Here is a 13875-nt window from a genome sequence, read left to right as displayed (position 1 = left end):
CGGTTATGGTTATCCGGCTCCATCCTACGGATATCCGAACGTCGGGTATGGATCTCCCTACCCGGCATACGGCAACTATGGATACACGAGCCCTGCTGCCCATTATGGTCCGCCGCCCGCCTATGCGCCCAGTAACCGCTATGCACCCCCTCCTGGGCCTTACGGATATGGGGCCCGTTGATGCTGCGGGCAGAGCGGTCATGATTGCGGTCATTTCCGGCTGCTCTCCGCGTGGCATTTACGGGGAGGATGCTGGAGACATCCGCAAGAATCACATGAGCCTGGTTGATACCACGGGTTGGCGTAGTGCCCGGCCAGGCGCATCTGAAGCTGTCCTGCCATTGGATCCTGTCTTCAGGCAAAAGAGGCCGTTATGAAAAATTCACTGGCTAAACTGATTGTTTTTCTGCTCCTGGTCGCACTTGTTCTTTTCATCTTTCTGACGATCCAGGATCCGTACCGGGTACGGCACGACTGGGCGGCCACCCAAAGCTATGCGGCGCGTCAGTGGCATGCCGTGCAACACTGGTGGGCGGGTCAGACGGCGCCTCCCGTCCACCAGCCCGTGGCACATCCGCCCGTCCCAGTGGCTCCCGCAGCGGTGGCAGCGCCTCCACCCGCTCCGCTACATTTTCCGCAAAACCTCACCCCTGCCCAATATGCCTTGCTGATGGCTGCACGATCCGCTTTCTGGCAACACGATCAGGCATCGGCCATTGCCGACTATCGCGCATTGATCCGGCAGCATCTGAACATTCCCCAACTGTATGGAGAACTGGGCAATCTATATTACCAAGCCGGCCATCGTCTGGCGGCGGGAGAAGCCTACGCCCACGCAGCGGAAAGCCTGATCGCCCATCATCAGTATCCGGCAGCGGCGGCCCTCTTACCCTTGATCCATACCCTGGATCCCGACCTAGTCTCTGCCATCCGCGAGGATTTGGCGCGATAACCCCATGTATAATAAGGAGTACTTGAAATGACTGAAAAACGAGAAGAACCCAATATTGAACCATCCACCGGAGCAACGCAGGAAGGCAGTGACTCTGCCGAAAGTGTATCGCATACAGCATCCGGTAGTGCCTCTGAACAGGGGGCGGAATACACCCACTATGAAGACGTGCACCACAGCGCTTCGGAACATCATGACGACGCCACGGCAGCGGCGGCCGCAGCGGCAGCCGCTGCCGCCGCTGCCGCCGCAAGTAGTGGGCATAGCACCTATTCACCGCCCCCTCCACCGTCTGCAGCCGCCCGCAAAAGCCCAGTCAGCCGGCTTTGGGGATTCCCCGGGGTTGTTCTGATTCTGGTCCTTCTGGTCATTGCGCTCTTCATCTGGGGGATCACTGCACATCAGGAGATTGTACAGAAAAAGGTCGTTGCTCCAGCGCAGAAGGTTTTGCATGTTACCAGCGCACCCAGTATTGCGGCCATTACCCAGGCGCAGCACCCCATGACCGCCACGCAAACCAAGTTGTTGATGAAAGCGCGTGGTGCATTCTGGCATCATGACTACACGGGTGCCATTGCGGACTACCATGATCTGATCCAACAGGCACCCAATTCTCCGGCACCTTACGGGGAACTTGGCAACGTGCTGTACATGACCGGCCACTACCATCAGGCAGCTACTGCTTATGGGCAGGCAGCCATGCGGCTGATCCATCAAGGGCGCTATGCAGACGGTGCGGCATTGATCCCCATTCTGGGTCGCCTGGATCCAGCAGAAGCCCAAAAAGTGCAGATGGCGCTTTCCCATGCGCCAGAAGCCGAAACCGGGATGCCGCCGGCCTGAGCTATTCACTTCCGGAACTGCTGTGCACAGGGCTTTTTCCGCCCTGAGGCGCGGCAAGCCGGATTCGGGGTGACCGGTCATGCTCTACCCAAAATTATGGATGTTCGTCGGCTTGCTGACTTTTTCTTTATCCATCCATGCTACCCATGCGCAGGGTGCTGTTTCTGCTCCGTCCATCTCCCACGGCAGGCCGCCAGTTTGGAACGCGCAAACCACGCAAACCCTGATGCAGGCCCGTCAGGCCTACTGGCAAGGGTATCCATTACGCGCCATCCGGGATTATCGCTACCTGCTTCATATTTCCCCCCAAAAACGATGGGCCGATCTGTATGGGGAACTGGGTAACGTGTATTACCAGATGGAAGACTACTATGCCGCAGGCATGGCTTTCAGTCACAGCGCCCAAATTTTGATTCTGGAAAACCAAATCCAGGGTGCGCGGAACCTGCTTCCAGTGATTAAACTGATCGATCCCGGCGAAGCCCAACGACTCACGATTCAATTGCATAACGAGGAGACCCCCCATCATGACAGAACCCCAGTACTCGGACACCGCATCCAGGTCTCAGCATCATATCGCTGGCCTTTCTGACCGCCAGCTCAGACTGATCGTCTACGCGGCCCTCGTCGCCTTTCTGGTCCTGGCCGCTTATGAGTTTTATCTGGCCGTGGAAATGTCCCACGACCTCCATGAAATGACTGAACAGTTCCAGAAAATGAGTCCTAACATTCAACGCAACATGAACAGCATGTCCCAAGACATGGCACAAATGACCTCTTCTACCCACTACATGGCGCGGGCCACCGGACAGATGCAGGCCGAATTCTGGAGCCTGAATCGCCAAGTCATCCCGCCTTTTTCCATATTGGGCGCGATGCTGCCTTTCGGTCAGCAGGATTCACCCTATGCACAGAACGATCCGCTTCCCCCCATGCAGAATACGTATCCAGGCAACCCGGCAACGACCAATGTAGCCCCTTATGGCTCTTCAGAGACACCCTTTCCGTGAGCCTGCTGAAGAGCACAGATCATTATGATGCTTAAAGGAGTTCCACATGACGCAATATGCGCAGGGCATGGAGTTGTTATACCCGGTTCTTCCCGAATTACTGGAAACATTGGGTTCAGGCTTGATCCTGACAGACCAACAGGGTCTGGTTAAGTACGTCAATTCAGCCACGCTGAAGCTCCTGGGGGTCGACCAGCTGGAACATCTGCGAGAAATTCCCGGTGAAAAGATGCGCAAAGAACTGCTCAAAGCTGCTCTGGATTCTGGTCAGGAAGACGCTGTCAGTCGTCCACAGGTAGGCTGTCTGCAGTGGGATCACCGCTTACCGGGAGCAATTGGCGACAAAATCCTGCATGTCAGAACCCGTCTGGTGGAAAAGGATCAGGAGAAGTACCGGATTTTCTTTTTTGAAGATGTGACCGGTTTACGTCATGCCGAACGCGTTCTGGGCGGGACGCAACAGATCGGCTTTTTAACGGAGGATACAGCGCTACGCGACAGTATTTCTCTGGTGGAAAAAGTCGCGAATACCGATTCCTGTGTTTTTTTCTGGGGAGAATCAGGCTCTGGAAAGGGACTCATGGCCCGACTCCTGCATCAATTGAGTCCACGCAACTCAAAACCGCTCATTGAAGTCAATTGCGCAGCCATTCCCGAAAACCTGTTCGAGGCGGAGTTTTTCGGGTCCGTCAAGGGCGCCTTTACGGGTGCGGTATCGGATCGTATTGGCCGATTCACGGCAGCTGACGGCGGCACCCTGTTCCTGGATGAAGTGAGTGAATTACCCTTGTACCATCAGGCTAAATTGCTCAAGGTCCTGGAGGACAATTGCTTTGAACCGTTGGGATCGATCAAAACCCGTCACGTGGATGTCCGGGTGATTGCCGCCAGCAATCGCAATCTGAAAGAGGCTGTGGAATCCGGAACCTTCCGTAGTGACCTCTATTACCGCCTGAACGTGATTCCCGTCCGGATTCCCCCGCTCAGGGAACGACCCAGTGACATTATTCTTTTAGCGGAGTATTTTTTGCACGGTGCGTGTAAATCGAGTCAGAAAATCTTTTCTGCCGAGGCTAAACGCCTCCTGTTGGATCATCCTTGGCCTGGCAATGTGCGCGAACTACGCAATGTAGTGGAATATCTGGCGATCTGTAGTGCGGAGGCGCACATCCACAAATCGGACTTCCCCAAAGACTTCCAGGAAAAAAGTACAACAGTGTCTGTACCCGGCGATAAGACCCTATCGTCTGCGAAAGCCTCTTATGGGAAAGAGCAGTTGCAGCGCCTGCTGAGTAAACATCACGGCAATCGCGCCCAATGTGCGCGAGAGCTGGGTATTGATCGGGTAACCCTGTGGCGCCACCTGAAACGTTGGGGCCTTACCAATGGGACGGAAGTACGACCATAATCCCGCTGTTGGGTGGCACATCCCGACCATCATCGCCCACGGGGAAGCGGGTTCTGAATGCTCAGGCTTCCTGTAACCAGCGATACACCGTGCGTTCACTCACGCCGATATGTTTGGCGAACTGACGACGACTGCCCTCAAAAATAGTCAGGAGTTCGCGAAAATTGTCCGGACGCCCCCGGAGCGAAGGCCGCTCCATGGCAGTCCCTGACTGATTTTGCCCCGCAGCATGAAAAAAGTGTATGTGTCTGGGTAGAAGAGTATCCCCGTCGCATAAAGCCATCGCTTTCTGCAAGATATTGCGCAGTTCCCGGATGTTACCCGGATACTTGTAGGTACAAAGCAGATGTGTGGCTTCCTCGGAAAGCTGCCAGTGGCCCCCCCACTCTCGATTGATTCTTTCGAGCAGGACTTGGACGATTTCGGGAATATCCTCGACACGTTCGCGCAGAGCGGGTAAATCAATTTCGATGGCTGCCAGACGATAGTAAAGATCTTCCCGAAAGCGTTTTTCTCGGATCATCTGCTGCAAATCCCGGTTGGTGGCGGCGACTATCCGGACATCAGCGTGGAGTTGCGCCGTACCGCCCAAGCGACGGAATAGACCGGTCTCCAGTACACGCAATAGTTTCGCCTGCATGGTCAAGGGCAACTCGCCGATTTCATCCAAAAAAAGTGTCCCTTGATGCGCATGCTCATAGAGACCGATCTTGCGATCGATACAACCCGTGAAGGCCCCGCGTTCGTGCCCCATAAACTCACTTTCAAAGAGATGCTCCGTCATGGTGCTGCAATCTACCGTCAGCAACGGTCCTGCGGAGCGTTCCGAAAATTGATGCAAGGCATGCGCCGCCAACTCTTTCCCCGTCCCGCTTTCTCCCCTGAGTAGAACCGGCGCATGCGTTCGTGCCGCCTTGAAAATTTGATGTAAACAATCCATAAAAACGGGTGAACTTCCCACCATGGCGTTTGGACGCACGTTGAGTCCCTGCGGATTGGGGTATATCGGGAGGCATTCTTCCGCCCAATAGCGCTTACCCTGCAAATCATACAGCGCATGACAGCGTATCTGGACATACTCGACCCGCCCTCGGCAGGGATATCGGACAAGACATTCCTCCTGCGCATGCCCCCAGGAGTTCTTCCCGGGATGCAGACGGGTCTGCTTCCCGATCGGATCGACGCCATAGTAGTCCCGATAAGCGCGATTGGCAGCCACAATATATCCGTCTTCATCGATCAGAATCGTCGGCTTTGGCAGTAAATCCACCGCGCAATCCAACGAGAGACCCGTTGGAATCAAGACGCGGGGGTGTTGATCCATTGCACCATCGACTGGGGTGGCCACATTCACCTCAGCCACTCACAGGTCGCTTTTCAGATTATCCAATGCCCTATGGGCATTATATCCCAAGGCTTGTTGATTCGCCGACACCGCATTACGGCAGGAAGAGAGTCGGGATCGGGAGGTCTTCTGGTTACACCAGCTGATCTCCTGACGCATTTGGCTTTGATGCCGCAGATACCACCGGGTACCATGCCCACCTGCGGGGCCCTGACCCATGGCGGAGCATCCGGTGAGCATCAGTACAACCAGACAGCACAGGAATAGCCTGAACATGTTTCATCTCCCATTGATTGACACGTCATCCCTCGCACCCTGAACGATGAGGGCGCCACACGGGAGTCACTCTCACCCCATTAGATCTTGGCCATGGCTGAAAAGCTTTTGACAAAGGGCCCCGCCATACGCGGGTCCTTCAGCATACTCGCATAGTCGCCTACCTTGAATTTGATTTTTCCGGTCGTGAACGCTAAACCCAACCCTGTCATTCCTGGGGATTTTTCTATCCACTTCAACCATTGCGGATGCTGGGCGCGAATATCCCAGTTTAAAGGCTGATCGGTATATACGCCCGACGCTGTTGCCTTGCCGTTTTGTACCACCAGAAAAGCACGGGGTTTTTCTTCTTCCGGATATCCGTAACCAATGACGGAATTAAAGCCAATCTGGGCAAGAGCACCAGAAAGCTCCGGATCCTTATTCCATTCCTCGGCAAAACGAACCATCCAGGCGGGGGAAAATAAATCTGCCACGAGTACACCTCCTTATCAGGGTCAACCAAATCAAAACACCATATGACGAGCGCAGAGCCCGCACTGAAAACTCTTTCAACTGGACGTGGGTTTTGCTGCCAAAAGCCGCGTTTTCAGTTGGTCACAATATTGACAGAACGAAGTGGCTTCACACTGCCGTTCAGGGCCCCAGCCACAAAGATTCCGGCAGGACAGGGCTTGCCAGAAATCCCGGGTATTCTCCCGAAAAGCACGCTGCAAAGGCTTTCCTGGCTCTGTGTCTGAGGGACCCAGGCAAGACAGGAAGGCCATAGAACATAATGCGCAAGTGCCTCTATGGATTCTCCAAAGAAGCAACAGACTCATCAAAATCACAAAAACAGCAACAAACAGGGTGGCCATGGCCAGCAGCGCGGGGAGCGTGGTCCAGGAAAGCTGCAACAGGGCATTCCACCAACCCCAAAGCATCATGACCCAAGCCGCCCCGGCAACAATCAAGGTGTCGACAGATAAAACCGCTGCCAGCCAGCGCCGTCGCCAGCGCTGCAGGCGCGGCACAGCATCTTGCATCACCGACTGCAGGCGACGCTCCAGCAGTTGGGCGAGAAAACAGGGCCAAAGTTGCGGTATCCGCTGCAAATAGGTAGCGGCGCTCTCTGCAGAATCTATGGCAATATGATGTCTCCGCGCCATCCTCTTGCCGTCCGTTGCAGATCGTGAGGCAGTCAAAGGCTGATTTTCGAGATAAAGCAGAGGACCCTCTTCTTCGCCTGTTTTGCCCAGCAGGGTTTCCAGCAACGCCGTTTCAGCAGAAAAGTTCACCAGGATCTGTGTGCTTCGAAAAATATTCTGGAACGCGCGCACAGACTCCAAAGACAATGACGGTATATCGGAGACCACATAACAATCGGGCAAAGGGTCGCATCCTGGAGCAACGGAGTCAGGATCAATGCCCTCGGGGAAAACACGGATAATTTGCGCCGTGGCTTCGGTCGGAAACGGAACAGAACCGAGCCAACGCTGGAGTAACACGCGGGCCTGAACGATAGAACCCAAAATGAGTACCACCGGACGGGATGGGACTTGATCTCGGAGATGCTCATCCGGCTGCAGCAAACGCATCTCATGAAGCACCTTATCCCAGTATCGATATTTTTCTTCCAGATCGGCGAGTGGCATGTCCGATTCAGTCTCCATGCCGACCTCGCTTATTGATGGCAGCACTATGTCCCCATTCCCCCAGATTACTCACTTGTACTCCGACCCACCAAAAAGGCGCCACACTATCCTGACCGTGTCCACCGACCAGATGCTGACCCGGTGCTAAATGCACATGGGCAACCAGATTCTCCGCCTCCGCACGCGTCCGAAAAACTGACCAGGCAACGACCCGCTCCATAGGGGTCATACCAGATTTTCCAGCCTGGGAGGCATGGACCTTTGAAGGTAAGTCCCGTGCCTCATCGAGAAAATGACTATCCATGATGAATTTCTCCTTCAAATAATGAATCAGACACTCAGCCTGGATTAAGCATAAATTATACCAACTTATAACCATTTGATTACAATAGAATCAATCTGATGGCAATCTCTATCCATGCAACGCTTTTTTATTTTATATAAAATAAAAACAATAAGATAAATCATGCATCAGATGTTGCAACGCCAGCCTCGGGGACCATAACCACCCTCAACCTAAAAATGTTAGATTATTATTATTCAATAAATCACTTATTGTTCTTCTGTGTTGCACTTTCTCACTGGATATTGTTGCATAAAAAACCATTAAATAACATATGGATAAAACCTTTCATCATCACCAACCGTTTCACGGCACATTTCTATAAATTAAAAACTGTTTAATAATCAATCAACTAATTTTTGGCACATAAACTGCTAATAATTTTCTCAAAAATACATAAGTGCAGTTTTCATCCTTCTGACGTTGGTGGTTAAGGGATAATTAAGAATCAGGAGCAACTTTTATGTTGATCGAAAATACGTTACCCGTTTTACTCAGCCGTCTCGACTTTGCCTGGATTACCTCGCTGCATATTCTCTGGACGCCCATGACGATTGGCATGTCGTGGCTGCTCTTCGGGATAGAAGTCCTCTGGCTCCGCACCGGGGATGAGCGTTGGTACAAACTCAATCGTTTTTTCGAAAAAATATTCATTATCAATTTCGGTGCCGGGGTGGCGACGGGTGTCACCATGGAAATGGCTTTTGGGATTTTGTATGGGCCATTTTCTCAGGCAGTCGGGCCCTTTTTCGGCAACATTCTCGGCTTTGAAACCATCACCGCATTCATGTATGAAGCGGGATTTATTGGTCTGATGGTTTTCGGCTGGGGAAAAATCAGTAAAACCATGCATCTTTTTGCCACCTTCAATGTCGGCATATCTTCTACTTTATCGGCAGGCTGGATTCTGGTTGCGAATTCCTGGATGCAAACGCCCGACGGAGTCGTCTTTAAAAATGGCCTCTTTCAGGTCACTAACTGGTGGAGTGCTATTTATAACGACAATTTTCATTGGGGATTTCCACATATGTGGATTGCCTGCGTAGAGCTGGCTCTTTTTGTTTTTGCCGGAGTCAGTGCCTGGTTTATCCTCAAAAACCGCAACGCCGAACTTTTTGTAAAGCTGCTCAAACCAGCGCTCCTGGCACTGCTGATTGTGACCCCTTTTCAGATTTATCTCGGGGATACGCTGGGGCGGGACGTTGCTCAGACACAGCCCACCTCTCTGGCCGCCATGGAAGGGCATTACCATACGTATCTCCCCAATGGGCAGGACAATACCGGCTGGCACCTGATTGCCATACCCAACAGCCAAAATGACGGTACCCGATTTGCGATTACCCTTCCTTACGTCCTGAGCCTGCTGGAAACCCATACTTTGACCGGCAAGGTGACGGGTATGGACAGTTTCCCTGCCCGTGATCGTCCAGATGTCTGGGTGCCTTTCTATGCGTTCCGGATCATGGTCGCCATTGGCTTTTTCCTGTTCCTCGTCGCTCTTTGGGGTAACTGGCTGCGCCTGCGGGGCAAGCTGAATGCAACGGCTCTACGCCAACACCCGTGGTTTCTCCGAGCCGTCATTTTCTCGGCATTTTTACCCTATCTGGCAATCTGGACGGGCTGGTGGGTGCGCGAAATCGGTCGGCAACCCTGGGTAGTCTTCGGCATGATGCGCACCTACGAAGGGGTCAGCCACATGTCGATGGGCCAGGAAGTGGTCTGGTTCGTGGGCTACATTATTTTTGAGTTGGCCGTCTGGTCGGGCGCCTGGTACTTCTTCAGCCGCGTCATCCAAAAAGGCGTGAATGACATTCCGGATTCCACCCATCTCTGGGAAACCCCCGAAACCAACGACAGTGGGGGCGGCCATGTGTCCCCCCATTTCACCAAAGCATTACCACGCCGAGATTAAGGAGAACCCATCATGACCGATCTCATGGGTAGAATTGCCGTGTCCTTGTCCACCTGGTGGTGGTTGATTCTCGCCTTGTTTTTTATGCTTTACGTGATGCTGGATGGGGCCGATCTGGGCGCTGGGATTTACACCCTGTTTTCGCACGACGAGGAAGAACGCGGGGCGGTCATGGCTTCCATGGCCGGATTCTGGGACGGAAACGAAACCTGGCTGGTGGTTGCTGGCGGGGTCCTCTTTGGGGCTTTCCCGGTAGTCTATGGCTCGGCCCTGAACTATCTGATGATCCCGTTGATGCTGGCCTTATGGGGGATTATTTCCCGCGCTGTCGCTTTTGAATTTCATATTCATGCGCGTAGCAGTAAACGTTTCTGGGGATGGGCCTTTGCTCTCGGCAGCCTGATCGCCCCCTTTTTTGCAGGCGTATCCCTGGGTGCCACCTTGCAGGGTTTCCCCCTGAAAGCCGGACGCGCCCTGGAAATACAGGGACACGGCCTCCCTGCTTCCACGGATCCGGTACTCCATTATTCCGGCCAGGCCTTCACCTTCTTAAGCCCTTTCAGTATATGGGTCGGTTGCGGAGCCGTCATTGCGGCAGGCCTTGCCGGTGGACTGTATTTATGTGCCCGCTTTATACCAGGAGACCCCATTCATGAACGCGCCCGGAAGTGGACTACCGTATTTTCTTTTTTGGCGCTGATCGCCATTCTCGTCACCTTAATCTGGTCCTACGCGATTTTCCCCTGGGCAGCGGCTAAATGGAGTGGTGCCCATTGGTGGATCTGGGCTATCTGGCTGGTCATTGTGCTGTTCTTTGCCTACAAATCAATGATCAATCATTCCCTGCAGCGGGATATTGCCGCCCTGCTCTGGGGCGAGGGTGTAGTGGCACTTCTCTGGATGGCCATGTTCGCCACCATGTATCCCTATGTCGTGCCAGAAACCTGGCCTATCGCCTTATCCGGCAATCCGGCCAACTCCCTGGCGGTCTTCACCTTGTTCATGACGGGATTTGTACCGGTCATGATCATGTACAACTGGTATCAGATTTGGGTTTTTCGGGGGAGGTTAAGCAAAAAAGCCGCATATGGTGGGCATTAAAACCCGGCATTAGCGGATGTTCATCCGTCGTTCGTCAGCTGTTCGTTTTCGCTTTGAATAAGGAGTATTGACCATGGCACATGTAGTGATTTTAGGCGCAGGAACCGGCGGCATGCCCGCCGCCTATGAAATGCGGGATCTGCTCGGCCCCAAACATGAGGTGACGCTGATCAGCGAAAACCCTTATTTCCAGTTCGTTCCTTCCAACCCCTGGGTCGGTGTGGGCTGGCGGCAGCGGGAGCAAATCGTATTTGATATTGAGCCGCATACCAGTCGCAAGCGCATCAATTTTATTGCCCAGCGCGCTGACCGCATTGATCCGGAACGCAACACCATCGATCTCGCCAATGGTTCCAGTGTCCATTACGACTATCTGATCATCACCACGGGACCCGCCCTGGCTTTTGATGCCGTTCCCGGATCCGGTCCCCATGCCGGTCATCAGAAGTCGACCCATTCCATTTGCACCGTCGATCATGCAGAAAAAGCTTATCAGGCTTACATGAACCTGCTGGACTCCAACAATCCCGATCCGATTATCATCGGCGCCATGCCCGGTGCCAGCTGCTTTGGGCCCGCCTATGAATACGCCATGATTGTGCTCAGTGATCTGGAAAAACGCGGAGCGCGCAACAAAATCAAAGAATTTCACTTCATCACTTCCGAGCCTTATGTCGGCCATCTGGGTCTGGGTGGCGTCGGGGACTCCCAGGAAATTCTGACCCGGGGCCTTGGGGAAATGGGGGTTCAGGTACACACCAACATGAACACCACCAAAGTGGACGATGGCAAAATGTTCTGCGAGCACCTGAATGAAAAAGGCGAAAAAATCGGGGTCGGTACCCATGACTTCGGTTTTTCGATGATGCTGCCTGCTTTCAAAGGCGTAGATGCGGTAGCCAAGGTGCCGGAACTCTGCAATCCCAAAGGCTTCGTCATCGTCGACGAACATCAACGCAGTCCCAAATATCCCAACATCTACTCGGCGGGCGTTTGTATTGCCATTCCTCCGGTAGAACAGACTCCGGTACCCACCGGTGCGCCCAAAACCGGCTATATGATCGAATCCATGGTCACCGCCCTCGTCCATAACATTCAGGCAGAAATTCATGGCAAGGCACCCACAGCCGAAATGGGCACCTGGAACGCCATCTGCCTGGCCGACATGGGCACGAGCGGCGCCGCTTTTGTGGCCTTACCCCAATTCAAACCCCGGCGTGTTGACTGGTTCGGAGAAGGTCCCTGGGTGCATTGGTCCAAGATTGCCTTTGAAAAATACTTCCTCGCCAAAATGAAAGCCGGAGTTTCTGAGCCTTTTTATGAAAAACTGGTCTTCCAGATGCTCGGTATTTCCCGCCTGAAAAGTGACGAACCCGCCCATCTCCGCAAAGCGGGCTGAGGGAACTCCCCTGGCGCAGATTGTCTGCAGATCTTCGCCAGGGGCCGTTATCTTTTCAAAGGAGGACTATTGTGATGAGTGCTGCCGAAATGAGTCAAGCCGTCAATAACCCGACAGAAACGCCGGATTGGTCGCAGGTGCTGGACCTCAGTCATGCCATTGAGGATCAGTTACGTTTACTGTACGCCATGCTGGACGAGGTCACTGCCGATACCGATGTCCGCAGTGCTGCCCTGCATATCGCCTGTGAGGCAGGGCACCTCTGGTCGGCCACCCAAAAACTGGCTCAGGTCACCGGCGTGCATTCTGCCGCCGACCTGGAGGCGCGGGTCGAATCCAGCGTCCGCATGCTGGAACCCCTGCTGATCGCTATGAGTACGCTGATGGAAACCCTGCCGGAAGTGCTCGGCGATCTGGCCAAATCCGGCACCATGCAGCAATTGGGCATGGCCACCGTAGAATGGACCGATATCCTGAAACGGATAACCAGCCTCATCCAGGGGGCCTCACCTTCCCTGACGGCACGCGTTTCGGGACTGGTAGACGATGCCAGCCGCTGGTCGGGAGAACTGGTAGTCGCGTGGGAAACCCTGGCTGCCACCCTGCCGGAAGTCATGCAGGATGAGATGCTTCACAAAAACCTGAATGATTTGCAAAAAGCGATTGGTGTCTGGGCCTCGGTCGCCATTGAAGCCCGGACGATGGTCGCCCGCTGTGGGGGAGGCAACATGGCATCAGGTGCGCGGGCTCTGGTCTGCTCCATCCGTGATGGCCTGGACGATGCGGAGCAGAAAGGCGGGTCAAGCAGTGGCGGGATTTTTGCCCTAATACGCCTCGTGCTGTCCGGAAAAACGATCTATGTGCTCCGCAATGTCATCTCCATCGCTTACCGGGTCCTCAAAACCATGAATGCATCCGGTAAAAAAAAGACGGCCGGATAATGACTCGCCATGCCGGTATACTGGAAATGTTCAAACGGGCACATCGCACGGGCGGCACCATGGTCGAGGTTTTCAAATCGCTGTCCTTGTTCATCATTGGTGCCAGCATCATCTGGTCTGCTACGCATTTTTACGTGCATCTGATTCAGCGTGGCTATGCGACCTTGCAGGATTTGCTGCTGCTTTTTGTGTATCTGGAAATCGGGGCCATGACCGGCATTTATTTCAAAACCGGAAAACTGCCCGTGCGCTTTCTGATCTATGTCGCCGTGACGGCCATCGCCCGCTATCTGGTGGTGGATGTAGATCATCTCAAAGCAATGTCCGTATTGACCATGAGTATCGCCGTCATTGTACTGATGGCGGCCCTTTGGGTGGGTGACCATATTCATTCCAGCGAGGATTAGATCTGCCAGTTTTTATTTTAATTTAAAAATTACATCACGGAGGTGAAATATGACTTCAGCAACTTCTTCAGTACAGATTATCAAAAAAAGTGGTGGTTTTTATTCCTGGCCACTGCTAGCCATTCGCGGAGTGGCCGCATTAGTGTATGCCCTGGTGGCCTTAGCCGATTTCAAGGCAACGATTCCGTTATTGGTCTGGTTTTTTGCCATTTACGTGCTGTTTGATGGTGCTTATGCCCTCCGGGTGGCCATCAGTCAGCAAATTGATGGGATATGGACCCGTCTGGCCGTGATTTTTAAAGGT

16 protein-coding genes and 1 pseudogene are annotated in these 13875 nt (G+C 53.5%); 13 read left to right on the top strand and 4 right to left on the bottom strand.

Annotated elements, in window-relative coordinates:
• The 6 genes from HJG40_RS12625 to HJG40_RS12600 all read left to right on the top strand — a co-directional run.
• Positions 1-377 (top strand): hypothetical protein (locus tag HJG40_RS12625; protein ID WP_215864522.1); only part of this gene is annotated, 377 nt, incomplete at its 5' end.
• Positions 374-952: a hypothetical protein gene (locus HJG40_RS12620; protein ID WP_215864521.1), complete on the top strand. Its 579-nt coding sequence runs from the start codon at positions 374-376 to the stop codon at positions 950-952. The genes HJG40_RS12625 and HJG40_RS12620, both read left to right, overlap by 4 nt.
• 27 nt (positions 953-979) lie before the next feature.
• On the top strand, positions 980-1795 hold the full coding sequence (locus tag HJG40_RS12615) for a hypothetical protein (RefSeq protein ID WP_215864520.1): 816 nt from the start codon (positions 980-982) through the stop codon (positions 1793-1795).
• Between the two features lie 79 nt (positions 1796-1874).
• The gene (locus HJG40_RS12610; protein ID WP_215864519.1) at positions 1875-2387 is read left to right on the top strand and encodes a hypothetical protein; all 513 of its coding nucleotides are present in this window, start codon (positions 1875-1877) and stop codon (positions 2385-2387) included.
• Positions 2323-2805 carry a hypothetical protein gene (locus HJG40_RS12605; RefSeq protein WP_215864518.1) on the top strand — a complete coding sequence of 161 codons (483 nt, stop codon included), beginning with the start codon at positions 2323-2325 and terminating at the stop codon, positions 2803-2805. Before HJG40_RS12610 ends, HJG40_RS12605 begins: the two co-directional genes overlap by 65 nt.
• A gap of 46 nt (positions 2806-2851) precedes the next feature.
• The gene (locus HJG40_RS12600) at positions 2852-4213 is read left to right on the top strand and encodes a sigma-54 interaction domain-containing protein (RefSeq protein ID WP_215864517.1); all 1362 of its coding nucleotides are present in this window, start codon (positions 2852-2854) and stop codon (positions 4211-4213) included.
• A 61-nt stretch (positions 4214-4274) separates the two neighbouring features.
• Here the strand turns inward: HJG40_RS12600 and HJG40_RS12595 are convergent, their stop codons facing one another.
• Positions 4275-5576, bottom strand: a complete 1302-nt coding sequence (locus HJG40_RS12595; protein WP_368356168.1) for a sigma-54 interaction domain-containing protein — start codon at positions 5574-5576, stop codon at positions 4275-4277.
• A gap of 33 nt (positions 5577-5609) precedes the next feature.
• Here HJG40_RS12595 and HJG40_RS12590 point away from each other — a divergent pair, with 33 nt between their 5' ends.
• Complete coding sequence (locus HJG40_RS12590; RefSeq protein WP_215864516.1) at positions 5610-5825, top strand: hypothetical protein; 216 nt, start codon at positions 5610-5612, stop codon at positions 5823-5825.
• Positions 5826-5914: 89 nt separating this feature from the next.
• On the opposite strand, the gene HJG40_RS12585 is transcribed toward HJG40_RS12590, so the two are convergent.
• The 3 genes from HJG40_RS12585 to HJG40_RS12575 all read right to left on the bottom strand — a co-directional run bounded on the left by HJG40_RS12585 (position 5915) and on the right by HJG40_RS12575 (position 7772).
• Entirely contained in the window at positions 5915-6310 is a 396-nt protein-coding gene (locus HJG40_RS12585) for an SCP-2 sterol transfer family protein (RefSeq protein ID WP_215864515.1), read from the bottom strand.
• Positions 6311-6385: 75 nt separating this feature from the next.
• On the bottom strand, positions 6386-7486 hold the full coding sequence (locus tag HJG40_RS12580; protein ID WP_215864514.1) for a hypothetical protein: 1101 nt from the start codon (positions 7484-7486) through the stop codon (positions 6386-6388).
• Positions 7476-7772 carry a hypothetical protein gene (locus tag HJG40_RS12575; RefSeq protein ID WP_215864513.1) on the bottom strand — a complete coding sequence of 99 codons (297 nt, stop codon included), beginning with the start codon at positions 7770-7772 and terminating at the stop codon, positions 7476-7478. The genes HJG40_RS12580 and HJG40_RS12575 overlap by 11 nt, the downstream gene beginning before the upstream one ends.
• Positions 7773-8274: 502 nt before the next feature.
• Between HJG40_RS12575 and HJG40_RS12570 the strand changes: the two genes are divergently transcribed.
• The 6 genes and pseudogenes from HJG40_RS12570 to HJG40_RS12545 form a co-directional block, all read left to right on the top strand.
• Positions 8275-9723, top strand: a complete 1449-nt coding sequence (locus HJG40_RS12570) for a cytochrome ubiquinol oxidase subunit I (RefSeq protein ID WP_215864512.1) — start codon at positions 8275-8277, stop codon at positions 9721-9723.
• Positions 9724-9735: 12 nt separating this feature from the next.
• A complete protein-coding gene (cydB, locus tag HJG40_RS12565; RefSeq protein ID WP_031575154.1) occupies positions 9736-10824 on the top strand; it encodes a cytochrome d ubiquinol oxidase subunit II in 1089 nt (362 codons plus the stop codon).
• Between the two features lie 73 nt (positions 10825-10897).
• The gene (locus HJG40_RS12560) at positions 10898-12223 is read left to right on the top strand and encodes an NAD(P)/FAD-dependent oxidoreductase (protein ID WP_215864511.1); all 1326 of its coding nucleotides are present in this window, start codon (positions 10898-10900) and stop codon (positions 12221-12223) included.
• Between the two features lie 74 nt (positions 12224-12297).
• A complete protein-coding gene (locus HJG40_RS12555; protein WP_215864510.1) occupies positions 12298-13164 on the top strand; it encodes a hypothetical protein in 867 nt (288 codons plus the stop codon).
• Positions 13164-13571 (top strand): phosphate-starvation-inducible protein PsiE, encoded by a 408-nt coding sequence (locus HJG40_RS12550; RefSeq protein ID WP_215864509.1) that lies wholly within the window; start codon positions 13164-13166, stop codon positions 13569-13571. Before HJG40_RS12555 ends, HJG40_RS12550 begins: the two co-directional genes overlap by 1 nt.
• A gap of 49 nt (positions 13572-13620) precedes the next feature.
• Positions 13621-13875, top strand: a pseudogene (locus HJG40_RS12545) (hypothetical protein); the annotation flags it as partial.

It is taken from the genome of Acidithiobacillus concretivorus (assembly GCF_018853445.1).
Classification (GTDB): Bacteria; Pseudomonadota; Gammaproteobacteria; order Acidithiobacillales; family Acidithiobacillaceae; genus Acidithiobacillus; species Acidithiobacillus concretivorus.
The sequence above is the reverse complement of the archived record's forward strand: the minus strand, read 5'-3'. Positions and strand labels throughout refer to the sequence as shown.

What these genes read in the sequence shown, in the direction of transcription:
- HJG40_RS12560 (WP_215864511.1), top strand. Translation starts at nt 10,898, where the DNA reads ATGGCACATGTAGTGATTTTAGGCGCAGGAACCGGCGGCATGCCCGCC.
- HJG40_RS12610 (WP_215864519.1), top strand. Translation starts at nt 1,875, where the DNA reads ATGCTCTACCCAAAATTATGGATGTTCGTCGGCTTGCTGACTTTTTCT.
- HJG40_RS12605 (WP_215864518.1), top strand. Translation starts at nt 2,323, where the DNA reads ATGACAGAACCCCAGTACTCGGACACCGCATCCAGGTCTCAGCATCAT.
- cydB (WP_031575154.1), top strand. Translation starts at nt 9,736, where the DNA reads ATGACCGATCTCATGGGTAGAATTGCCGTGTCCTTGTCCACCTGGTGG.
- HJG40_RS12575 (WP_215864513.1), bottom strand. Translation starts at nt 7,772, where the DNA reads ATGGATAGTCATTTTCTCGATGAGGCACGGGACTTACCTTCAAAGGTC.
- HJG40_RS12590 (WP_215864516.1), top strand. Translation starts at nt 5,610, where the DNA reads ATGGGCATTATATCCCAAGGCTTGTTGATTCGCCGACACCGCATTACG.
- HJG40_RS12600 (WP_215864517.1), top strand. Translation starts at nt 2,852, where the DNA reads ATGACGCAATATGCGCAGGGCATGGAGTTGTTATACCCGGTTCTTCCC.
- HJG40_RS12570 (WP_215864512.1), top strand. Translation starts at nt 8,275, where the DNA reads ATGTTGATCGAAAATACGTTACCCGTTTTACTCAGCCGTCTCGACTTT.
- HJG40_RS12620 (WP_215864521.1), top strand. Translation starts at nt 374, where the DNA reads ATGAAAAATTCACTGGCTAAACTGATTGTTTTTCTGCTCCTGGTCGCA.
- HJG40_RS12580 (WP_215864514.1), bottom strand. Translation starts at nt 7,486, where the DNA reads ATGGAGACTGAATCGGACATGCCACTCGCCGATCTGGAAGAAAAATAT.
- HJG40_RS12555 (WP_215864510.1), top strand. Translation starts at nt 12,298, where the DNA reads ATGAGTGCTGCCGAAATGAGTCAAGCCGTCAATAACCCGACAGAAACG.
- HJG40_RS12615 (WP_215864520.1), top strand. Translation starts at nt 980, where the DNA reads ATGACTGAAAAACGAGAAGAACCCAATATTGAACCATCCACCGGAGCA.
- HJG40_RS12550 (WP_215864509.1), top strand. Translation starts at nt 13,164, where the DNA reads ATGACTCGCCATGCCGGTATACTGGAAATGTTCAAACGGGCACATCGC.